The 19,197-nt window shown below is 69.5% G+C and carries 19 protein-coding genes; 10 read left to right on the top strand and 9 right to left on the bottom strand.

The features are described 5' to 3' along the window. The first annotated feature begins 14 nt into the window (after positions 1–14). The 6 genes from BLP95_RS01275 to BLP95_RS17150 all read left to right on the top strand — a co-directional run bounded on the left by BLP95_RS01275 (position 15) and on the right by BLP95_RS17150 (position 4,564). Complete coding sequence (locus tag BLP95_RS01275) at positions 15–1,712, top strand: ABC transporter permease (protein ID WP_176760204.1); 1,698 nt, start codon at positions 15–17, stop codon at positions 1,710–1,712. After that, positions 1,709–2,341 carry an ATP-binding cassette domain-containing protein gene (locus BLP95_RS01270; RefSeq protein WP_089676382.1) on the top strand — a complete coding sequence of 211 codons (633 nt, stop codon included), beginning with the start codon at positions 1,709–1,711 and terminating at the stop codon, positions 2,339–2,341. The genes BLP95_RS01275 and BLP95_RS01270 overlap by 4 nt, the downstream gene beginning before the upstream one ends. Before the next feature lie 40 nt (positions 2,342–2,381). Then, on the top strand, positions 2,382–3,083 hold the full coding sequence (locus tag BLP95_RS01265; RefSeq protein ID WP_089676381.1) for a TIGR04283 family arsenosugar biosynthesis glycosyltransferase: 702 nt from the start codon (positions 2,382–2,384) through the stop codon (positions 3,081–3,083). Then, positions 3,073–3,702: a TIGR04282 family arsenosugar biosynthesis glycosyltransferase gene (locus BLP95_RS01260; protein WP_089676380.1), complete on the top strand. Its 630-nt coding sequence runs from the start codon at positions 3,073–3,075 to the stop codon at positions 3,700–3,702. The genes BLP95_RS01265 and BLP95_RS01260 overlap by 11 nt, the downstream gene beginning before the upstream one ends. A 71-nt stretch (positions 3,703–3,773) precedes the next feature. Continuing rightward, positions 3,774–4,376 (top strand): sigma-70 family RNA polymerase sigma factor, encoded by a 603-nt coding sequence (locus BLP95_RS01255; RefSeq protein ID WP_245678648.1) that lies wholly within the window; start codon positions 3,774–3,776, stop codon positions 4,374–4,376. Then, on the top strand, positions 4,373–4,564 hold the full coding sequence (locus tag BLP95_RS17150) for a zf-HC2 domain-containing protein (RefSeq protein WP_089676379.1): 192 nt from the start codon (positions 4,373–4,375) through the stop codon (positions 4,562–4,564). The genes BLP95_RS01255 and BLP95_RS17150 overlap by 4 nt, the downstream gene beginning before the upstream one ends. A gap of 118 nt (positions 4,565–4,682) precedes the next feature. Here the strand turns inward: BLP95_RS17150 and BLP95_RS01245 are convergent, their stop codons facing one another. Continuing rightward, entirely contained in the window at positions 4,683–4,928 is a 246-nt protein-coding gene (locus tag BLP95_RS01245; protein WP_089676378.1) for a hypothetical protein, read from the bottom strand. 151 nt (positions 4,929–5,079) lie between these two features. Here BLP95_RS01245 and BLP95_RS01240 point away from each other — a divergent pair, with 151 nt between their 5' ends. Then, the gene (locus BLP95_RS01240) at positions 5,080–5,736 is read left to right on the top strand and encodes a DUF3047 domain-containing protein (protein ID WP_089676377.1); all 657 of its coding nucleotides are present in this window, start codon (positions 5,080–5,082) and stop codon (positions 5,734–5,736) included. Between the two features lie 21 nt (positions 5,737–5,757). Here BLP95_RS01240 and BLP95_RS01235 read toward each other — a convergent pair whose 3' ends face one another. The 4 genes from BLP95_RS01235 to BLP95_RS01220 form a co-directional block, all read right to left on the bottom strand. Next, complete coding sequence (locus tag BLP95_RS01235) at positions 5,758–6,252, bottom strand: DUF302 domain-containing protein (RefSeq protein ID WP_089676376.1); 495 nt, start codon at positions 6,250–6,252, stop codon at positions 5,758–5,760. Continuing rightward, on the bottom strand, positions 6,249–6,830 hold the full coding sequence (locus tag BLP95_RS01230) for a DinB family protein (RefSeq protein ID WP_176760203.1): 582 nt from the start codon (positions 6,828–6,830) through the stop codon (positions 6,249–6,251). The genes BLP95_RS01235 and BLP95_RS01230 overlap by 4 nt, the downstream gene beginning before the upstream one ends. Positions 6,831–6,912: 82 nt before the next feature. Then, the gene (locus tag BLP95_RS01225) at positions 6,913–7,233 is read right to left on the bottom strand and encodes a hypothetical protein (RefSeq protein WP_089676374.1); all 321 of its coding nucleotides are present in this window, start codon (positions 7,231–7,233) and stop codon (positions 6,913–6,915) included. A gap of 98 nt (positions 7,234–7,331) precedes the next feature. Continuing rightward, a complete protein-coding gene (locus BLP95_RS01220; RefSeq protein ID WP_176760202.1) occupies positions 7,332–9,707 on the bottom strand; it encodes a PqqD family peptide modification chaperone in 2,376 nt (791 codons plus the stop codon). A 150-nt stretch (positions 9,708–9,857) separates the two neighbouring features. Between BLP95_RS01220 and BLP95_RS01215 the strand changes: the two genes are divergently transcribed. The 3 genes from BLP95_RS01215 to BLP95_RS01205 all read left to right on the top strand — a co-directional run bounded on the left by BLP95_RS01215 (position 9,858) and on the right by BLP95_RS01205 (position 12,221). After that, on the top strand, positions 9,858–10,463 hold the full coding sequence (locus BLP95_RS01215) for a TetR/AcrR family transcriptional regulator (RefSeq protein WP_089676372.1): 606 nt from the start codon (positions 9,858–9,860) through the stop codon (positions 10,461–10,463). 91 nt (positions 10,464–10,554) lie between these two features. Next, positions 10,555–11,124, top strand: a complete 570-nt coding sequence (locus BLP95_RS01210; protein WP_089676371.1) for a carboxymuconolactone decarboxylase family protein — start codon at positions 10,555–10,557, stop codon at positions 11,122–11,124. A gap of 140 nt (positions 11,125–11,264) precedes the next feature. Beyond that, positions 11,265–12,221, top strand: coding sequence for a sulfurtransferase (locus BLP95_RS01205; RefSeq protein WP_089676370.1), 957 nt, complete (start codon positions 11,265–11,267; stop codon positions 12,219–12,221). Positions 12,222–12,320: 99 nt separating this feature from the next. Here the strand turns inward: BLP95_RS01205 and BLP95_RS01200 are convergent, their stop codons facing one another. The 4 genes from BLP95_RS01200 to BLP95_RS01185 form a co-directional block, all read right to left on the bottom strand. Continuing rightward, entirely contained in the window at positions 12,321–13,004 is a 684-nt protein-coding gene (locus BLP95_RS01200; protein ID WP_089676369.1) for a haloacid dehalogenase type II, read from the bottom strand. 140 nt (positions 13,005–13,144) lie between these two features. Beyond that, a complete protein-coding gene (locus BLP95_RS01195; RefSeq protein ID WP_089676368.1) occupies positions 13,145–14,572 on the bottom strand; it encodes an aminotransferase in 1,428 nt (475 codons plus the stop codon). A gap of 124 nt (positions 14,573–14,696) precedes the next feature. Continuing rightward, positions 14,697–16,196: an NAD-dependent succinate-semialdehyde dehydrogenase gene (locus BLP95_RS01190; protein ID WP_176760201.1), complete on the bottom strand. Its 1,500-nt coding sequence runs from the start codon at positions 16,194–16,196 to the stop codon at positions 14,697–14,699. 209 nt (positions 16,197–16,405) lie between these two features. Beyond that, positions 16,406–19,183 carry an aminotransferase class I/II-fold pyridoxal phosphate-dependent enzyme gene (locus BLP95_RS01185; protein ID WP_089676367.1) on the bottom strand — a complete coding sequence of 926 codons (2,778 nt, stop codon included), beginning with the start codon at positions 19,181–19,183 and terminating at the stop codon, positions 16,406–16,408. Positions 19,184–19,197 lie beyond the last annotated feature (14 nt).

Raw genomic sequence — 19,197 nt, 5'->3', positions numbered from 1 at the left:
AGGCATCGGTTGCCATGCTGCTGCGGCTGACCCCGACACTGATCGTCACCCTGCTGGTGGGGCCGATCCTGGCCGGGTTGGCGATGGCGCTGCTGCCGGCCTTCGGCTACCTGCCGGCGCTGGGCGGCGAATCGCTGAGCCTGGCGCCCTGGCGAGAGTTGCTGGCCCAGCCCGGGCTGGCGCGCTCGACGGGGCTGAGCCTGGCCGTCGGCCTCGTCACCACCGCGGTGTCGCTGGCCGCGGTGCTGCTGTTCCTGGCCGGCGCCGCGGGCACCCGGCTCGACCGCTGGCTGCGGCGGGCGGTGTCGCCGCTGCTGTCGCTGCCCCACGCCGCGGCGGCCTTCGGCCTCGCCTTCCTGATCGCCCCCTCGGGGCTGATCGCCCGGCTGCTCTCCCCCGGGCTGACCGGCTGGGAGCGCCCGCCGGACCTGGTGATCCTCCAGGACCCCTGGGGCCTCTCGCTGATGGCGGGGCTGATCCTCAAGGAGATCCCCTTCCTGCTGCTGATGAGCCTCGCCGCCCTGCCCCAGCTCGACGCCCCCCGCCGCGTCGCCATGGCCCGCTCGCTGGGCTATCGCCCGACGATCGCCTGGCTGAAGACGGTGGCGCCGGCGCTCTACCCGCTGATCCGGCTGCCCGTCTATGCGGTGATCGCCTTCGCCACCTCGGTGGTGGACGTGGCGCTGATCCTGGGCCCCACCCTGCCGCCGACCCTGGCGGTGGCGGTCCTCGAGTGGTTCAACGACCCGGACCTCTCGATGCGCTTCCTGGCCGCGGCAGGCGCCGTGCTGCAACTGGGCGTGACACTGGCCGCGCTGGCCCTGTGGTGGGCCCTGGAGTGCCTGGTGCGCCGCCTCGGCAAGCGCTGGCTGGTCAACGGGGCGCGGGTGCGGGGGGATCGCCTGCTGCGCCTGGCCGGACGTGGCATCCTGCTCGCCAACACCCTGGCCGCAGGCCTGGGCCTGGTCGGCCTGGCGCTGGCCTCGCTGGCCGGCTTCTGGCGCTTCCCCGCGGCACTGCCCGACCCCTTCACGCTGCAGCACTGGCAGCGCGCCCTGCCCACCCTGGGCGGCCCCGTCACCACCACCCTGCTGATCGCGGTGGCGGCCACCCTGCCGGCCCTGGTGCTGGCGCTGGCGGCGCTGGAGAACGAGCAGCGCGGCGCACGGCGTCCCGCCCAGGGGCGGCTGCGCTCGGCATTGACGCTGCTCTACCTGCCGCTGATCGTGCCCCAGATCGCCTTCCTGTTCGGCCTGGTGGTGCTGCTGGAGGGCCTGGGGCTGCGCGCCCGGCTGGGACTGGTGATCTTCGCCCACCTGCTGTTCGTGCTGCCCTACGTGTTCCTGTCGCTGGCCGAGGCCTACCGGCGCCTCGACCCGCGCTGGGCGAGGCTCGCCCTGAGCCTCGGCCACTCCCCGGCCGGCGTCTTCTGGCGGGTGCGCCTGCCGATGCTGCTGGCCCCGCTGCTGACCGCCGCGGCGGTGGGGCTGGCCGTGAGCATCGGCCAGTACCTGCCCACCCTGCTGCCCGGCGCCGGGCGCGTCGCCACCGTGACCACCGAGGCGGTGGCCCTCGCCGGCGGCGGCAACGGCCGGGTGATCGGGGTCTGGGCGCTGGTGCAGGCCGCCCTGCCGCTGCTCGGCTTCATCGTCGCCCTGGGGCTGCCGCGGCTGCTATGGTCGAACCGTCGCGGCCTGCGAGGAACCCCATGAACACGCCAACCGTCCTGCGCCTGGAACAGGTGCGCATCGCCCTGGCCGGCCGGCTGCTGGTGGAGGTGGACGCCGAGATCGGCCCCGGCGAGGTGCTGACGCTGATGGGCCCCTCGGGGGTGGGCAAGTCGACCCTGCTGGCCTTCATCGCCGGCTTCCTCGATCCCGCCTTCGCGGCCGGCGGGCGGGTCAGCCTGGCAGGCCGCGAACTCACCACCCTGCCCGCCGAGGCGCGCAGGGTCGGGCTGCTGTTCCAGGACCCGCTGCTCTTCCCGCACCTCTCGGTGGCGGGCAACCTGCGCTTCGGCATGCCGCGTCGTGAGGCCGACAAGCGCGCCCGCATCGACCAGGCCCTGGCCGAGGTGGGGCTCGCCGGCTTCGGCGAGCGCGACCCCGCCACCCTCTCCGGTGGCCAGCAGGCCCGGGTGGCGCTGCTGCGCCTGCTGCTCTCGCGACCGGCGGCGGCGCTGCTCGACGAGCCCTTCTCGCGCCTCGACCGCGCCCTGCGCGGGGAGACCCGCCGGCTGGTGTTCGCGCGCCTCGCCGAGGCGGGCCTGCCCTGCCTGCTGGTGACCCATGACCACGAGGACGCCGAGGCCGCCGGCGGTCCCGTCATCATCCTCGAGTGACGCGCCTCGACACGAAAGCCAACCGGTGCCAGGAGACTGCATGCCCGCCACGACAGCCAACACGACGCTCAGCCTGATCCTGCCGGTGCTGGACGAGGCCGCCACCCTGGAGGCGACCCTCACCGCCCTGGCGCCGCTGCGCCGGCGCGGCGTCGAGGTGATCGTGGTGGACGGCGGCAGCCGCGACGACAGCGCGGCACTGGCCGCGCCGCTCTGCTCCCGGGTGCTGCATTCCCCCGCCGGGCGCGCCCGGCAGATGAACTTCGGCGCCGCCGCGGCCCGCGGCGATACCCTGCTCTTCCTGCACGCCGACACCCGGCTGCCCGAGGGCGCCGAGGCGCATGTCGCCCGCGCCCTGGCGAGCGGGCGTTGCTGGGGACGCTTCGATATCCGCCTGGCAGGACACAGCCGGTTGCTGCCGGTGATCTCCCGGGCCATGAACCTGCGCTCGCGGCTGACCGGCATCGCCACCGGCGACCAGGCGCTGTTCATGACCCGCGAGGCCTTCGCCGCGGTGGGCGGCTTCCCCGACCAGCCGCTGATGGAGGACATCGAGGTGTCGCGTCGCCTGAAGCGTCGCTCGCCGCCCGCCTGCCTGCGCCAGCGGGTGACGAGCAGCGGGCGGCGCTGGGACAGCGAAGGCCCCTGGCGCACCGTGTGGCGGATGTGGCGGCTGCGCCTTCGCTACTGGCGCGGCGTGGCCCCGGAGGCGCTGGCGCGGGAGTACCGCCATGTGCGCTGAGGCGAGTCATCCCGCGGTACGGCTGGCCATCCTCGCCAAGGCGCCACTGCCCGGGCGGGTCAAGACGCGGCTGATCCCCGCCTGCGGCGCCGAGGAGGCCGCCCGGGTCCACGCGGCGCTGCTGCGCCACACCCTGGCGGTGGCGGCCGCCGCCCTGCCGGCGGCGCGGATCACGCTGTGGACGGCGCTGGCGCACGACCACCCGCTGTTCGTCGAGCTGGCCGCGCGCCACACCATCGCCCGCCGCGACCAGCCCGAGGGTGACCTCGGCGAGCGCATGCGCCAGGCGCTGACGCCGGGGCCGGCGATGGTGATCGGCAGCGACTGTCCCGTGCTGACCCCGGCGCTGCTCAAGCGCTGCGGCGAGGCGCTGGCGACCCACGACGCCGTCTGCCTGCCCGCCGAGGATGGCGGCTACGCCCTGCTCGGCCTGCACCAGGCCCACCCCAGCCTGTTCACGGAGATCGCCTGGGGCGGCGAGACGGTCATGGCCGATACCCGTGAACGCCTCGCGGCCCTGGGCTGGCGGCTCGCCTGCCCCGCCACCGCCTGGGACCTCGACCGCCCCGAGGACCTCGAGCGCTGGCGGCGAAGCAAGACCGGGATACCACACTTGTAAGGCCAGGCGCATCACGACGACCAAGGCAGGGCTCGATCCCGAACCGTCACCCGAAGCGGAGACCGACGCCGATGACCGACGACACTTCCCGGGACGTGGCGCCCGGGACCACTCGCATGCAGCGCCTTTCGACGCTGCGGCCCCGGCTGCTTTCCTTTGCCAGGATGCACCTTCGCGACAATGCCATGGCCGAAGATGCCGTGCAGGAGGCGTTGATGGCCGCCATCGAGAAGGACGCCACCTTCGCCGGACGATCGGGTTACGAGACCTGGGTCTTCGGCATCCTCAAGTACAAGATCCTCGACATCATGCGTCATCAGAAACGACAGGGTCGCTTGCAGCCTCTCGAGGATGAAAGTGACGATGATGCTGTGGATCGACAGTTTCAGCTGAATGGCCGGTGGAATGACGCTTCACGACCTGACAGGTGGGGGAACCCCGATACCCTGCTCGATAACCAGCATTTCTGGAAGGTGTTTGACGCCTGCATGGTCGCTCTTCCTGACAAGATCGCCAGAGTCTTCTCCATGCGCGAACTGATGGACCTCAGTACCGACGAAATTTGCGAAATTCTAGAGATAAAGGAAAACAACTGCTGGGTGATACTTCATCGCGCCCGCTTACGCCTTCGTCAGTGTATCGAGGAAGGCTGGCTCAAAGGAGACTCACGATGATGATGTGCAAAGAGGCAACACGTTTGATGTCACTCAGGCTGGAGCAACCTTTGACACCACGCGAGAAACTATCACTCAGGTTTCATCTTGCGATGTGTGGCGCCTGCAGGGAGTGTGACAAACAATTCACCCTGCTGCACAGGGCGGGAGAGAAGGTCCGCTCCGACATGGAAAAATCAGACCAGTAGGGCCCCCGACTTCATGCATTCCCACCCCCTGATCCCCATCCTCCAGCAGGACATGGCCGACTCCCGCATCAGGAGTCGGCCATTCCCCTTGTCCTTGGCTATCGACCGGGAAAGGTGCTCACATCCACCAATAGCGAAGAGCCTTCTGGGTAAGGAGTTCACCCTCCCCCGCCATGCTGGCAACAGTCCTATCTGGGTTCCTTTCACTAGATGAAGACTTACCTTGATCTTGGTCGTGACTCTTCTCCTGCTGCTCCTGCAGTTGCTCACGCTTCTTCTCCAGAAACTCCGAGTCCATCGCCATCACGGCAACGGGCCCCGCCAGTAGCGCAGTAGCAACCATTGAGACTATAACCTTATTCATGACGTCACCTCATCTGTTGATGGTTGAAAGACCTGACTTTCAGGTCTTGACTTTTAGTGTCATCAGCGCCTTTTCCATTACATGAAGCGCTTCCATCAACCTGCACGAAAGCATCACCACGGGGACGGCAATCGACAGAAGAGAGGTCCAAATGAAACGTAACCTGCTGATCACAGCCATAGGGATACTATCCCTGCATGTCACCGCCGACGCCTCCAACCTGGAGTTCTCCCCCTCCGAGATCATGGGTTGGCCAACACGCTCCTTCGCAGGGGAAACGGAGTACCGAGTCGTCGAAAAGGGGGGCACACGCGTGCTGCAGGCCAGGTCGAAGACACAGGCCTCGGCGAAGTATCTGGAGAGGGAAGTTGACCTCGACCGTACCCCATACCTCCGCTGGTGCTGGCAGGTCTCCGGCATCCACCAGGGGCTGGATGAAACGACACGGAACGGGGACGATTACCCGGCCCGTGTCTACGTGGCACGCAAGACGGGCCTCCTTCCCTGGCAGGTTCAGTCGGTGAACTATGTCTGGGCGTCGAGCCAGCCCAAGGGGGCGAACTGGCCCAACGCCTTCACCTCGCGCGCCCGTCTTCTGGCGCTGCAGAGTGGTGAATCACGCGTCGGTGAGTGGGTAGCGGAAGTCCGTCACGTTGCGGAGGATTTCGAACGGCTCTTCGGGGAGAGGGCCGGCCGGGTCGATGGCGTCGCGCTGATGAGCGATGGCGACAATGCCGGCGTCGACGCTAGCGCCTGGTTTTCGCGACTGGGCTTTTCGTCCAGCCCCCAGCCGCCGGATTGTCCGTGACGCCATCGCCCGTTCTCCCAGTCAGCGACTCTCCTCGGTCACCCGCGAGGCGATGGTCGAGAAGATGGCGTCGAGCTCCTCGCCGATCTCCACCAGTCCCTCACCGCCTTCCTCGACATAGGGGGCGAGCACATGGCTGGGGGCCTTCCAGGACAGGGTGGCACTCCCATCCGCCTCCTCGGTGACATAGAAGCGCATCGGCGCCTCGATCATCGCCGGCACGCTCAGGCGCAGGATCTCCACCGCGTAGTCGTTGCGAAACACGCCGACGACCCGGTTGCCGGGGATGGTGACACCCCGATTCGCGGCGGCCTCGGTGGGGCCGGCCTCGGTGACGACGAACATCCCCTCCGCCCGGACGGCGGCCTTGAGCTCGTCGAGCAGCGTCGTATAGGACATCGCGGTCGGGTGGACCTCCCAGCCCTGCTGCGGCCACGACGTCTCGGCGGCCAGCGGGGTGGCGAGCAGTGCCGCGGTCATGCCGATGGCCGCCACGCGGGGAAATCGTGTCTTCATGCCGTTTGCCTCCTTGGATCGAGACTCTGCGGGGAGGTGGCCTTGCCCTGCTGGCGCTGCCAGTGGCGCAGGGTCGAGGGGTGGACGCCGAAATCTTCCGGCAGCACCACCCCGAGCCGCTCGGCGAGCAGCCCCAGCAGCGCCATGTGGTGCACCGTGTGGCTGGTCAGGAAGGCCAGCTCCCTGGCCAGGCTGGTGGCAAGCGACTGGCTGACGCTCCCCTCCGCGACCGGATAGGTCAGCGACAGCGCCGTGGAGGAGGGCTCGGTGAGGCGCGCCAGGCCGCGCCGGATCTCGGCGAGGCGCTCCAGTGCCCGTTGCGGGTCGCGCTCCAGGCGAGGGTCGCGCGCCCGGCTCTCGTAGTCGATGCGCCCGGCGCCGATGCCCTCCAGCAGGGCCTGGTAGTGGTCGAGGATATGGCGCAGGTGGCGCCCCAGGGTCTGTTTCCCTTCGGCGTCGAAGGGGTGTCGATACTGCGCCGGAGAGAGGCAGGCCAGGAAGGCTTCCAGCTGCTGGAGGCTCCAGAGACCCTCCTCGACCAGGGGGTCGAGGCAGGGTGGCGCGTGGGTGTGGCTCATGGACATACACCTCCGGTGATGGTGACGCCGCGCCGGCCCCGTGGACCGGCACGGCGCCTGGGTGGTCTCGAGAGGGGCGGCGTCAGGAGGCGCCTTCGCCTTCGGCCTCGGCTTCCCCTTCGGCCTCACCTTCACCCTGGCCCTCGGCCTCGCCTTCGCCCTGGGCCTCCTCGTCGTCGTGGCCACCGGCCTCGGCGCCACCTTCCGCGCCGCCCTCGGCATGGGCCTCGGCGAGCATCAGCGGGGCCTCCTGGCCGCTGGTATAAGCGGGCTCGGTAGGCGCATCGGCTACCGCCTGCATCGCCGCACCGCTGGCGACCAGCGCCAGGGCGGGCGCGGCATGCCCCAGCCGACGGCCGAGCCGCTCGATCAGGGTCTTGCGTTGATGGTCTGCTTCCGTCATGACATGACCTCCGTCAGGGTGTCGCGGGCAGGGTCACTCCCTGCCCTCGGGCGAGAAGGCGGCATGCCTCCTCGACAGGGGAGTCGGGCTCCCGCTGCTCAGGCATCGACCGAGGCATCGGCCGCTGCATCGTTCGCTTCCTCGCGGGTGGTGCCGCCGCGAGCCAGCCGCCAGGCGGCCAGGCGCTCCGGACTCAGTGTCGGGGCAACCTCATGGCGCGCGACCTCCTCCAGCCAGGCATCGAGACCCGCCATCGCCGCGGCCGACGGCGTCGTCTCGCCGGGGCCATGGGTCAGTGGCAGCAGCGCGGCCAGGGCCTCGAGCCGGGAGAGCGGGCGAGGCGGGCCGGCCTCCCCGCCCTCGCCATCGCCCTGGATCACCACCAGCGGCACGTCGGCCGCCCCCCGCGCGGATGTGGCCGCGGCGGGGTGTCCCACCAGGGGCAGGCCCAGCGGTTCCAGGCGCGGTTGCCCGCCTTCGACCACCAGGCGCACGCCGCGGCAGGCCTCGCCGGGCAGGTCCGTCGGCAGGCGTTGGGCCGTCTCACCGAGGGCCAGCAGCGTCGCCTGGCCGGGCGCCGGAGACCACCAGACCAGGTCCAGCACCGGCGCCTCGGCGCGGGCGACACGGCGCAGAAGCCGCGTGCCAAGCGCCGGCACCACCTCGGCCAGGGTCAGCCGGCTCGCCACCAGGCGTGCGTCCTGCGCCAGCGCATAGCCGCTCGGCGACACCAGCACCGCCAGGTGCACCGTTGTCACAGCGGCCGACGCCTCCGACGAGGCGGGAGAGAGCCGCTCGCCGAAGGCCTCTGCCAGGCGCCGCTCGACGGCGGCGTCAGGCAGCATCACTACCGCGTCGAGGTCATCGCAGCGCAGCCGCCAGTGGGAGGGGCTCGCCTCGGCGGGTGCCTCGCCTCCCTGCTCCTCGGCCTCCTGGGCCAGGGCCTGGGTCTGCTGCTGGCCCTGGCAGAGCAGCCCCTCCCGACACCACTCCCCCAGGGTCGACCACACGGTGTCGCGCAGCGCCTCCAGCGACGCCGGCGCTTCGCTCGCCTCGGCGAGGGCCGCGGCGATGGCGTCGGGGTCCAGCCCCTCGGTGGCCAGCAGCCAGATCAGCGCCGCGGCGTCGTTGGGGCGATAGAGACGCCCGCTCGCCTCGGCAAAGAGGGCCAGGCGATCCTCCTCATGGAACTCCGCCACACGGCGACGCACCAGCCGCGGACGCGGCAGGGCGCGCCCCGCCACCGCTTCGGCCAGGGTGAGGTCGGCCAGGCTCGGCAGCGAGAAGGCGGGCAGGTAGCGCTCGGGATCATCCGCCGGCAGCAGCCGCTCAAAGCCGCCGGCCCGGCGCTCCTCGGCCCGGGCCTCGGCGAGCAGGGTCGCGGCGTCGCGGCCCTCGACCGGCGGGTGATCGCCGGCGACATCCACCAGCGCGAGCATGTCACGCACCAGCTCGCCCTTGATGCGCGCCTCGACCCGGCCGCCATCCTCGGGAGCGGCGCAGGTGCCCAGCGACGGACTGAGGTTGCACTCCAGGATCCACGGCTTGAGGTCGGCGTCGACCAGGCAGTCGAGCCCCAGCAGTTCGTAGCCGCCACGGGGATCGGCACCCACCTCCTGGCCACGGCGGCGCAGGTCGTCCACCGCGGAGATGGCGGTCAGGGCCACCAGATCCTCGATGCGCGCGAACAGCCCGGCATCGTCATGGCCCTGATCACGCAGCCAGGCGCGGTAGCGCGCGAGGTCGATGAACTCCACCGGCACCTCGGCGCGGGTGTTGAGGGCGTTGATGTCGGGGTTGGTCAGCTGGCTGAAGGGGTTGTCGGCATCCTCGGGATCCCAGGGCTCCGAGGCCAGCTTGGCGAACCCCTGGCGGTAGAGGTAGAGCCGCAGCGGGGTGAGCGAACTGATCAGCACATAGAGGCGCAGCACGTACTTGTGGCCGCGGATGGTATGCGGGCGGTCCAGGTACGCCTGGACCAGGTGATCCCGCGCCGTCGTCGCCTCGGCCACATCGCGCAGCACCCGCACCCCCTTGCCCTTGGAGGCGTTGGTGGGCTTCTCGATCCAGCGGGTCGCAGGGGCCGCCAGGGCGGCAAGCTGCAGCGCCTGGACGTCATGGGGCATGGCCCAGGCGCGGGGGAAGAAGTCGAGACGGGCGGTCAGCGGATGCGCCGCGCCGTAGCCGTCGACCAGCCGAGCGCGCAGCGCGGCGAGGCTATCGTGCAGGCGGCTCTTCACGGTCAGGGCGGCGTTGCCCGGGAAGTGGTTGAGCTTGCGCCGCGGCGCGGCGCGGCGGAACTGCTCCGGGGCCGGCATGCCGGTGACCCAGGCGGCGTCCCAGTGGGTCTCGTCGCCCTCCTCCCAGCCCTGCACCTCCAGCGCCTCACGGAAGAAACGGTCCTGCTCAGCGGCACGGCGACCGCTGAGCCAGAAGCGGCGCGGGGCACCCGCCGGGTTGGTCTCTCGGGGCATGCGGACTCTCCTTCTGTGGGGCCGATCGGCGGCCTCTAGGGTTGGGTCGCCGGAACGCGGCATCCCTTACGGCATTCTCTACAGCCATAGCAAGTCGAGGCGACGCTGTCGCCCCTTGAATTATGGATCGACCGATACTAAATTCAACACATGACACGTGGACGCCCCCTCGCCTTCAGCCCCGACCAGGCCGCCAGCGCCGCCATGCAGGTGTTCTGGCGCCATGGTTTCGAGGCCGCCTCGACCCGAGACCTGCTCGAGGCCATGGCTATCTCCCGCAGCAGCCTCTACCAGGCCTTCGGCAACAAGGAGAGGCTGTTCCTCGAGGCCCTGCGCCGCTATCGCGAGGCGCTGCTGGCACGCCTCGAACGACGCCTCGACGCGGCCCCCTCGGCCATGGCGTTCCTGGAGGCGTTGTTCGGCGACACCGCCGATGAGGCCGGCAGCGACCGGGCCGCCCTGGGCTGCCTGATCTTCAACTCCGCCACCGAGCTCGGCCAGCGGGGTGACCCGCCCGCCGAGCAGGCCCGGGAGAGCCTCGCCACCATCTCCACTTTCTTCCAGCGGGCGATCGTCCAGGCCCAGGCGGAGGGCGATATCGACCCCGAGCGCGATGCCGCGGCGCTGGCCGGCTACCTGACCATGGGCATGGCCGGGCTACGCACCCTGCTCAAGAGCGGGGCCGACGCTCGCCAGGCCCGCCAGGCGGTGGACCTGCTGCTGGAGACCCTGAAGCGCTCCCCACCGGAGGGCTGAGTTTTTTTGCCATATATGGACCGATCGTTCCATATATGGCGTATCGCGGCATCCACGATCACCCGAACCATACGACGAAGGAGGACGTACCATGGCAGCCGAGTATCAGATCCAGATGGCACCCAAGACCCTCGACACCGCCGATGACAAGGCCAAGCCGCTGCTCGAGGGGGCCAACGAGAAGATGGGCTTCGTACCCAACATGTACGCAGGCATGGCCAAGGCACCCGGGGTGCTGAGCACCTACCTGCACGGCTACGAGTGGTTCCGCAACGACTCCGGCTTCACTCCGGCCGAACAGGAGGTGGTCTTCCTGACCATCAGCCGGCTCAACGGTTGTGGCTACTGCATGTCCGCCCACAGCATGCTGGCCGACAAGGTCTCCGGCGTGCCGGCCGAGGTGCTTGACGCCATCCGCAACGGTCAGCCAATTCCCGATGCGCGCCTGGCGGCGCTGGCCGAGTTCACCCGGGTGATGTTCGAGAGCCGCGGCATGCCGCGACAGGCGGACGTGGAGGCGTTCCTGGCAGCGGGCTTCGAGGAGCAGCAGGTGTTGCAGGTCGTGCTGGCCCTGGCGGTGAAGACGCTCTCCAACTATGCCAACCACCTCAACCATCCGGAAGTGGACGACGCCTTCGCCGGCCATGCCTGGCAAGGCTGAGACCGAGAGGATTTTTCGAGCTAAAAGATACCTTCTATATAACCTTAGGCACTAGGGATGGCAGGAAACCTTCTTGGCGAGGGAGCGCTACTCCGTTGCAGCATTGACGGTCTCCCCATCCCCGACGAGGAGGATCCGCCATGAGATCCCGACTGATCATCGCCGCCGGCGCCCTGGCGGTAGCCGGCCAGGCCCACGCCCTGCACCCCTCCCCCCTGGTGGAGGCCGAGTGGCTGAACGACCAGCTGGGCAAGGAGGACCTGGTGGTGCTGGACGTGCGCTCCTCCATCGACGATGGCGGCGACCGCGAGAGCTTCGAGTCGGCGCGCATCCCGGGCAGCCGCTACTCCAGCTACACCGACGCCGGCTGGCGCGAGAACCGTGACGGCGTGGCCGGGCTGATGCCCGAGGTGGCGGCGCTGGAGACGCTGATCGGCGAGCTGGGCATCGACAACGACGACACCGTGGTGGTGGCCGCGGCCGGCACCGGGCCCACCGACTTCGGCAGCGCCGCGCGGGTCTACTGGACCTTCAAGGCGCTGGGCCATGACGAGGTGGCCATCCTCAACGGCGGCGTGGCCGGCTGGCAGGCCCAGGGCTACGAGGTCGCCTCGGGCGCCCCGGAGGCCATCGCCGCCAGCGACTTCGAGGGCCGCCTGCAGGAGGAGCTGCTGGCCACCACCGCCGAGGTCGAGGCCGCCCGAGAGAGTGACGCGGCGCTGGTGGATGCACGTCCGGTGGACTTCTATCGCGGCGAGACCCAGTCGCCCGCCGCGCGCGCCCCCGGCACCATCCCCGGCGCGGTCAACCTGCCCCACCACGACGCCCTGGTCGAGCGCGACGGCGCCTACTACCTGGACGCCGAGGCACTGCAGGCCAATATCGACGCGCTGGGCCTGGCCCCCGAGGCCCCCACCGTGGCCTTCTGCAACACCGGCCACTGGGCCGCCAGCGGCTGGTTCCAGCTCAGCGAGGTGGGCGGCCTGGAGAACGTCAGCATGTACGACGGCTCCATGGCCGAGTGGACCCGGGACGACGACCGGCCCCTTCACCTGGCCGAGCGCGGCACCGTCACCGTCGGTGAGCTGGCCGACTGATCGCAGGCCGACCACCACGGCAATATCTTCCAGAACCCCGAGGCCCCGCGAGCCTGAGCTCGCGGGGCCTCGCCGTTTGCGTCCCTCGCACTGACCGACTCAGCCGAGTCGCTCGGCCAGGGCGTCGAGGTCGGTGACGGTGAGGTCGGGCTCGATGCCCCAGGGGTCGAAGGGGGCCTCCGGGCTGCGCCGCACCCAGGCGGCGTGGAGGCCGGCGTAGCGCGCGCCGATGACATCGAAGGCGTTGCTGGAGATCAGCCAGGTATCGCCGGGAGCGCTCTCGAGACGGTGGCGCAGGTGGGCGTAGACCGCGGGATCCGGCTTGAAGCGTCTGACCTCGTCGACGCTGACCACCTCGCTGAAGTGGCGGCGCAGGCCGGCCTGCTCGAGCAGCCCCTCCACCGCCGCCGCGGTGCCGTTGGAGAAGGCCACGCAGGTCACGCCGGCCTGCGCCAGCCGCGTCAGGGCGCCCTCGGCCTCGGCGAAGGCCGGCAGCTCGGCGTAGACCTGCATCAGGTGGTCGCGGTCGTTCTCGGAGAGGCCGGCCTGGAGCGCGCGGTCGGTGAACACCAGGGCCTGCTCGGTGCAGCGGCCGAAGGGCGCATAGGCGCCCATCAGGCCGCGGCGGAAGCTGTACTCCAGTTGCTTGTCGCGCCAGCGCCGCGAGAACTCCGGCGCCAGCTCGGCCTTGCCCAGGGCGCCGAGCCGCCGCTCCAGTTCGGTGACCACCCCGTGGGTGTCGATCAGGGTGCCGTAGACGTCGAAGGCCAGGACCTCTGCCATGGGAAGCGCTCCTTCACGGGTGTCGATGCCTGGAGGGTGTGCCAGCCGGGACGGCAAGGCAAGCGTGACGTCTCAACGACGTCGCCGCGGGGCGGGCCCGCGGCGACGAGAGGGCCCGAAGGCCGAGGAGGAACGCCGGATCAGGCGACGGGGGCGGTCACCGCCTTCAGGGCACCCTCGCGCACCAGGGCGTCGGTGACCCTGTCCACGGCGCGACGGGCGCGGGCGACGATCTCGTCGACCTGATCGCGGGTGGCGATCAGCGGCGGCGCGAAGCCGAGGATGTCGCCCTGGGGCATGGCGCGGGCGATCAGGTTCTCGTCGAGGGCCGCGGCGGCGATGCGCGGGCCCACCTTGAGCGCCGGATCGAAGTGCGCACGCTTCTCGGGGTCGGCGGAGAACTCCAGGGCCGCCAGCATGCCCACGCCGCGCACGTCGCCGACGATGGGATGGTCGCCGAAGGCGTCCGCCATGGCACGCTGCAGGTAGGCGCCGGTATCGCGCGCGTTCTCGGTCAGCTTCTCGCGCTCGATGATCTCGAGGTTGGCCAGCGCCGCGGCACAGCCCAGGGCATGCCCGGAGTAGGTCCAGCCATGGCCGATGGGGCCGTACTGGCCGGTGCCCTGCTCGAGCACCTGCCAGACGCGGTCGCCGACGATGACCCCGGAGAGCGGCTGGTAGGCGCTGGTCAGCCCCTTGGCCACGGTGATCAGGTCGGGTTGGATGGCGTAGTGGTGGCTGCCGAAGTCGGCGCCGATGCGCCCGAAGCCGCACACCACCTCGTCGGCGATCAGCAGCACGTCGTACTTCGCCAGCACCGCCTGGATCGCCGCCCAGTAGCCCTCCGGCGGCGGCACGATGCCACCGGTGCCGAGCACCGGCTCGCCGATGAAGGCGGCGACGGTCTCCGGCCCCTCGGCCAGGATCATCTCCTCCAGCTTCTGCGCGCAGTGGGCGGAGAACTCGCGCTCGGTCATGCCCTCCTGCTCGGCGGCGCGGTGGTAGTAGTAGGGCGCCTCGGTGTGCAGGATGCCCTCGAAGGGCAGGTCGAACTGGTCGTGGAACGCCTTGAGGCCGGTCAGCGAGCCGGTCGCCAGGCCCGAGCCGTGGTAGCCGCGCAGGCGCGAGATGACCTTCTTCTTCCTGGGCAGGCCACGCACGTTGTTGTAGTAGCGCACGATCTTGAGCTGGGTCTCGTTGGCATCGCTGCCGCCCAGGCCGTAGTAGACCTTGGACATGCCGGGGCCGGCCAGGTCGATGATCTTCTCGGAGAGAGCGATCTGCGGCTCGTTCGAGTGGCCCACGTAGGTGTGGTAGTAGGAGAGCTCCAGGGCCTGCTGGTAGATCGCCTCGGCCACCTCGGTGCGGCCGTAGCCGATGTTGACGCAGTAGAGCCCGGCGAAGCCATCGATGAACTCGCGGCCATCCTTGTCGCGGATGGTGATGCCCTGCCCGCCGGTGATCACGCGGCCCGGCGCGTCGCCATGGGCGAAGTCGCGCAGGTGGCTGGAGGCGTGGAAGGTGACCTTGCGGTCGCGGTCGATCAGGTCCTGGTGCTGCTGGCTCATGTCGTTCTCTCTGTTAGCAAGACTCCCCGGCGTCCCGCCGGGGAGAGATTTCTCTATCGTTTCTTCGTCGGGGCGCCTATCGGCGCCTTCACCCGGCAGAGCCGGCCTCCCACAGGGGCCGATCTTAGCTACCGGATACGGAGCCGAGGGCGCCGAGGCAGTAGTACTTGGTCTCGAGGTACTCGTCGATGCCGGTGATGCCGCCCTCGCGGCCGAGGCCGGAGTGCTTGACGCCGCCGAAGGGCACCGGGGGGCCGGTCATCTTCACCGAGTTCACCGCGACCATGCCGAACTCGAGCGCGCGCATGATCTTCCAGATGCGGCGGATGTCGTGGGTGTAGATGTAGGCCGCCAGGCCGTACTCGGTGTCGTTGGCCATCTCGATCACCTGGTCGTCGTCGGCGTAGGCGGTGATGCCGGCGACCGGGGCGAAGCTCTCCTCGTGCCAGATCTTCATGTCATGGGTCACCCCGCTGAGCAGGGTGGGCATGAAGAAGTTCTCGCCCGGCGCCTGGCTCTGGTCGCCGGCCACCAGGGTGGCGCCCTTGGCCAGGGCGTCGTCGACGATGGCCGCGGCCTTCTCCACCGCCTGGCGGTGGATCAGCGGGCCCAGGTCGATCTCGCTCTCCAGGCCATTGCCCACGGTCAGCGCCGCCATGCGCTCGGCGAAGTGTTCGACGAAGGCGTCATGGATCGACTCGTGGACCAGGATGCGGTCCGCGGCGAGGCAGTCCTGTCCGGCGGTCTGGAACTTGGCCGCCACCGCGGCGAAGGCCGCCTCCCTGGGATCCATGTCCGGGCCGACGATAAAGGGAGCATTCCCTCCCAATTCGAGGGAAACACGCTTGACGGTGTTGGCGCTCTGCTCCAGCAGCAGTCGGCCGACCCGGGTGGAGCCGGTGAAGGAGAGCGCCTTGACGCGATCCTCGGCACACAGGACCTTCGACACCTCGGCGGGCTCGCCCAGCACCACGTTGAAGACCCCGGCCGGGATGCCGGCGCGCTCGGCGAGCTCGGCCAGCGCCAGCGCCGAGAAGGGGGTCTCCCCGGCGGGCTTGACGATCACCGGGCAGCCGGCGGCCATGGCGGCGGCGGCCTTGCGGGTGATCATCGCCAGCGGGAAGTTCCACGGGGTGATCAGCGCGGCGATGCCCACCGGCTCCTTGATGGTACCCAGGGCGGCGTTGGGGATGTGGCTGGGGATGGTCTCGCCGAAGGTGCGCTTGCCCTCCTCGGCGAACCAGCGCACGAAGCTGGCGCCGTACTCCACCTCGCCGCGGGCGTCGGGCAGCGGCTTGCCCTGCTCCAGGGTCATGATGGTGGCCAGGTCCTCGCGATTGGCCTGCAGCAGGTCGTACCAGGCCAGCAGACGCTCGCAGCGCTCGTCGGCACGCAGGGCGCGCCAGTGCACGAAGGCGGCGTCGGCGGCGTCCACGGCGGCACGGATCTGGTCGGCCTCGAGCCACGGGATATGCCCGATCACCTCGCCGGTGGCGGGATCGATCACGGCCTCCTCGCGGCCACCGTCGCCGTGGGTCCACTTGCCGTCGACATAGGCGTACTGACGGAACAGACGCGGATCGTCGAGCATGGTGGACAGCGTCCTGGACAGCTTCATGTTCATGCGGCACCTCCCCTGAGCACTGGCCGGATTGACGTGGTGGGCCAGCACGAAAGAAACGGGCGAGCCGCCTGCGGGCGGCTCGATGGGGACATGGTAGGGGAGATGGCGCGGCGGGAGTTTTCGTTAGCCGACGAGGCGAATGGGCTTTTTTTCGTCCTCGTCGGCGTGACGCGAAGTTTTTCTGTGGCCCTCGCGCCTGGCCGGGCGGGTCAGCCCGCCGCGGGGTCGACCAGGGCGGCCTCGGTGAACACCAGCAAGCCCAGCTCCGGGCGGTAGCCATGGATCTCCTTGACGTCCAGGGCCTGCAGGAAGGCGAGGATCTCCTCGCTGACCACCTGCCCCGGCACCAGCACCGGGAAGCCCGGCGGATAGGGAATCACGAAGCTCGCCGAGACCACGTCGCGGCCCTGGCGCATCTCGGCCTGCAAGGCGCCGTTGTCGAAGCGCAGGTACTCGGTGTTCTCCTCGTCGTAGGCCAGGAAGTAGGCGCGCCGGATGTCGCCCTGGGGCGTGTCGGCGCACTGGCGGAAGGCATCGTGGAAGCGGCTGAAGTCGGGCAGCGGCGGCAGCTCCTGGGTCAGGGAGTGCACGCGGTGCTCGATGATCTTGCGCTCCGGCCGGCTGCTCTCCTCCCAGCGGGCCTCGAACTCCTTGGCCAGCTTGATCAGCACGTCGAGCAGGTAGGCGATGGCGCCCCGAGAGGTGCCGATGTTGGTCATGAACAGCACGGTGTTGCGCGAGGTCTTGTTGATCTGGATGCCGTACTTGTTCATTAGGTACTCGTTCTTGAAGGCGTCGCCGTCCACCCCGGTGGCGCCGATGGCGATGGTCACCCGGGTCGGGTCGACCACGAACTCGTCCCGCGCCCAGGCCTCCTCCATCTGGTTCCAGCCGGTCACCGGGTCGTAGAAGGACTCCACCTTCGACTCGCGGTACGCCTCGGGCACCATGTCGCTGTTCTTGAGCACCCGGAAGTACTTCTGCAGCAGCGGGTTGGTATAGAGCTGCTCGCGCAGCGACAGCGCCGCCTCCACCTGGGCGTGGACCAGCTCGAAGCCCTCCATCTCCGCCTGCATCCGGCCCACGTCCAGCGAGGCGAGGATCTGGTAGTTGGGCGAGGTGGAGGTGTGGGTCATGTAGGCCTCGTGGAAGGGGGCCTCCACGCGCTGCCGGAAGTCCTGGTCGTAGACGTGGATCATCGAGCCCTGGCGCAGCGAGGTCAGGGTCTTGTGGGTGGAGTGGGTGGCGTAGGCGCGGATGCGCACCGCGTCGGGGTCGGGCAGCAGCCGACGCTCCAGCCAGGTGGCGTCGTCGTCGGGGTCCAGGGCGTCGAACTCCGCCTTCCAGGCGGCGTACTCCTCGCGGTAGGCCTCGCTGCGGTAGCGGTCGCGCAGGGTACGCGCGGCGTGCATGGCGGTGCGCGGCCGATAGGTGGGGTTGAAGCTGGCGAAGGCGAACCACGCCTCGTCCCACAGGAACACCAGGTCGGGCTTGATCGCCAGGCACTCCTCCATCACCCGGCGCACGTTGTAGACCACGCCGTCGAAGGTGCAGTTGGTGAGCAGCAGCATCTTGACCTTGTCGAGCTCGCCGGCGCGCCTGTAGGCGAGCAGGGTCTTCTTGATCTCGGCGAGCGGCACCGCGCCGTACATGGAGTAGTCGTTGAGCGGATAGGAGTCCAGGTAGCTGACGTGGGCGCCGGCCAGCACCATGCCGTAGTGATGCGACTTGTGGCAGTCGCGGTCGATCAGCACGATGTCGCGGGGCTTGACCAGCGCCTGCACCACGATCTTGTTGGCGGTGGAGGTGCCGTTGGTGACGAAGAAGCTCTGGCGCGCGCCGAAGGCCCGGGCGGCGTACTCCTGGGCCTTCTTGATCGGCCCGAAGGGCTGCAGCAACGAGTCGAGCCCCCCGGAGGTGGCCGAGGTCTCGGCCAGGAAGATGTTGATGCCGTAGAAGTCGATCATGTGGCCCGCCCAGTGGGAGCGGGTCACCGACTTACCCCGCGAGATGGGCATGGCGTGGAAGACCCCGGTGGGTTTCCTGCTGTACTCGCGCAGGGCATCGAAGAAGGGGGTGCGGTAACGGTTGTCGATGGCCCGCAGGATGGTGTGGTGCTGCTCGATGTAGTCGGTCTCGCGGTAGAAGATCCGGTTGAAGTGGCGGATATCGCGGCTGGCGGTGGCCTCGACGTCGCCGCTGGTGACCAGGAACTGGTCGATCTCCGGGCGCAGCTCGTGGATCATCGAGCTGAGCAGGATGCTGCGGTCGGCCTCGGACTGGTTCTCCAGCTCCTGCTCGGAGAGCCCCTCGAGGTAGTTGCGCAGCGCGCTCAGGTTGTACTTCGACTTGTAGGGGAACTCGTAGCGGATCAGGCAGGCCTGGATGTTGGGGTTGACCAGCACCGCGATCAGGGCGTCCTCGAAGCTTCGCACCGTGACCACGTCGTAGACGAAGCGGTCCTCGGGGCGGCGCAGGTTGTGGAAGGCCTCGCGCACCACCTCCTCCTCCTGGAGGGAGAGGTTGTCGACGATCAGCAGCTCGAAGTAGGGCTGGGCGGAGCTGTTGGAGGCGGGGTGGCCGCGACGCAGCTGGTTGAGGGCGTCGAGTGTCTCCATGTCCTCGGCGTCGGCGTCGGTCTCGGAGAGGTCGACGTGGCGGCGGCGGTAGGACTCGCTGATCAGCGCCCGCACCAGGCGCTTGACCACCTTCTCCAGCAGGGCGTACTCCTCGCGGTCGAACAGCGACCAGAGGTGGCGGAAATCCTCCTTGGAAGGGAAGGCGTGGTAGTCCTCGATGATCTCCAGACGGGTCAGCTTGACGTCCACCGCCTTGACCAGGGTCCGCGCCCGCGGGCTGCCCGCCTCCTGGCGGATCAGCTGGCCCAGGTCGCGCTTGAGGGCGTTCCAGGTGTCGGCCCGCAACTGGGAGATCTTGTGGTAGAAGCCCAGCGCGGTGTAGGGCGTTTCGGTATGGCTCTCTTGCATGGCGCTACCCTCAA

The sequence above is a fragment of the Halomonas shengliensis genome, from assembly GCF_900104135.1.
Lineage (GTDB): Bacteria > Pseudomonadota > Gammaproteobacteria > Pseudomonadales > Halomonadaceae > Halomonas > Halomonas shengliensis.
Note: the sequence above shows the minus strand (reverse complement) of the source record. Positions and strands in the feature narration are given on the sequence as shown.

What these genes read in the sequence shown, in the direction of transcription:
- BLP95_RS01275 (WP_176760204.1), top strand. Translation starts at nt 15, where the DNA reads ATGCTGCTGCGGCTGACCCCGACACTGATCGTCACCCTGCTGGTGGGG.
- BLP95_RS01270 (WP_089676382.1), top strand. Translation starts at nt 1,709, where the DNA reads ATGAACACGCCAACCGTCCTGCGCCTGGAACAGGTGCGCATCGCCCTG.
- BLP95_RS01265 (WP_089676381.1), top strand. Translation starts at nt 2,382, where the DNA reads ATGCCCGCCACGACAGCCAACACGACGCTCAGCCTGATCCTGCCGGTG.
- BLP95_RS01260 (WP_089676380.1), top strand. Translation starts at nt 3,073, where the DNA reads ATGTGCGCTGAGGCGAGTCATCCCGCGGTACGGCTGGCCATCCTCGCC.
- BLP95_RS01255 (WP_245678648.1), top strand. Translation starts at nt 3,774, where the DNA reads ATGACCGACGACACTTCCCGGGACGTGGCGCCCGGGACCACTCGCATG.
- BLP95_RS17150 (WP_089676379.1), top strand. Translation starts at nt 4,373, where the DNA reads ATGATGATGTGCAAAGAGGCAACACGTTTGATGTCACTCAGGCTGGAG.
- BLP95_RS01245 (WP_089676378.1), bottom strand. Translation starts at nt 4,928, where the DNA reads ATGAATAAGGTTATAGTCTCAATGGTTGCTACTGCGCTACTGGCGGGG.
- BLP95_RS01240 (WP_089676377.1), top strand. Translation starts at nt 5,080, where the DNA reads ATGAAACGTAACCTGCTGATCACAGCCATAGGGATACTATCCCTGCAT.
- BLP95_RS01235 (WP_089676376.1), bottom strand. Translation starts at nt 6,252, where the DNA reads ATGAAGACACGATTTCCCCGCGTGGCGGCCATCGGCATGACCGCGGCA.
- BLP95_RS01230 (WP_176760203.1), bottom strand. Translation starts at nt 6,830, where the DNA reads ATGAGCCACACCCACGCGCCACCCTGCCTCGACCCCCTGGTCGAGGAG.
- BLP95_RS01225 (WP_089676374.1), bottom strand. Translation starts at nt 7,233, where the DNA reads ATGACGGAAGCAGACCATCAACGCAAGACCCTGATCGAGCGGCTCGGC.
- BLP95_RS01220 (WP_176760202.1), bottom strand. Translation starts at nt 9,707, where the DNA reads ATGCCCCGAGAGACCAACCCGGCGGGTGCCCCGCGCCGCTTCTGGCTC.
- BLP95_RS01215 (WP_089676372.1), top strand. Translation starts at nt 9,858, where the DNA reads ATGACACGTGGACGCCCCCTCGCCTTCAGCCCCGACCAGGCCGCCAGC.
- BLP95_RS01210 (WP_089676371.1), top strand. Translation starts at nt 10,555, where the DNA reads ATGGCAGCCGAGTATCAGATCCAGATGGCACCCAAGACCCTCGACACC.
- BLP95_RS01205 (WP_089676370.1), top strand. Translation starts at nt 11,265, where the DNA reads ATGAGATCCCGACTGATCATCGCCGCCGGCGCCCTGGCGGTAGCCGGC.
- BLP95_RS01200 (WP_089676369.1), bottom strand. Translation starts at nt 13,004, where the DNA reads ATGGCAGAGGTCCTGGCCTTCGACGTCTACGGCACCCTGATCGACACC.
- BLP95_RS01195 (WP_089676368.1), bottom strand. Translation starts at nt 14,572, where the DNA reads ATGAGCCAGCAGCACCAGGACCTGATCGACCGCGACCGCAAGGTCACC.
- BLP95_RS01190 (WP_176760201.1), bottom strand. Translation starts at nt 16,196, where the DNA reads ATGAACATGAAGCTGTCCAGGACGCTGTCCACCATGCTCGACGATCCG.
- BLP95_RS01185 (WP_089676367.1), bottom strand. Translation starts at nt 19,183, where the DNA reads ATGCAAGAGAGCCATACCGAAACGCCCTACACCGCGCTGGGCTTCTAC.